Genomic DNA, 434 nt, shown 5'->3' with positions numbered 1-434 from the left:
CAGCGTACCGTTTATCGTACAGTTTTCAGCTATCGTCACATTACTGAGCGTCCCGGAGTTCGCATTCACACTGCCACTGATATCCGCATTTTTAGCGGTCAGCTTTCCGTCCGGTGTCAGGGAAAAGGCCGGAGGATTGCCGCCGCTGGTAATGGTGGGGGCCGTCAGGCGCTTCAGGAACACGTCGTTCATGAATATCTGGTTGCCCTGCGCCACAAACATCGGCGTTTCAGTCCCGTTTGCCGGGTCAATAAATGCGATACGATTGGCGGCAACCAGAAACTGGCTCAGTTTGCCTTCCTCCGTGTCCTCCATGCTGAGGCCAATACCCGCGACATAATGTTTGCCGTCTTTGGTCTGCTCAATTTTGACAGCCCACATGGCATTCCACTTATCACTGGCATCCTTCCACTCTTTCGAAAACTCCTCCAGTC

The 434-nt window shown here is 53.2% G+C and carries 1 protein-coding gene; it reads right to left on the bottom strand.

Going from position 1 to position 434, the window contains the following annotated elements; genetic code table 11:
- On the bottom strand, positions 1-434 hold a 434-nt coding region (locus QQZ11_RS13565; RefSeq protein ID WP_284550855.1), incomplete at both ends, for a phage tail tip fiber protein.

This window comes from Aestuariimicrobium sp. T2.26MG-19.2B, from assembly GCF_950101875.1.
In the GTDB taxonomy this organism is placed as follows: Bacteria; Actinomycetota; Actinomycetes; order Propionibacteriales; family Propionibacteriaceae; genus Aestuariimicrobium; species Aestuariimicrobium kwangyangense.
The sequence above is the reverse complement of the archived record's forward strand: the minus strand, read 5'-3'. Positions and strand labels throughout refer to the sequence as shown.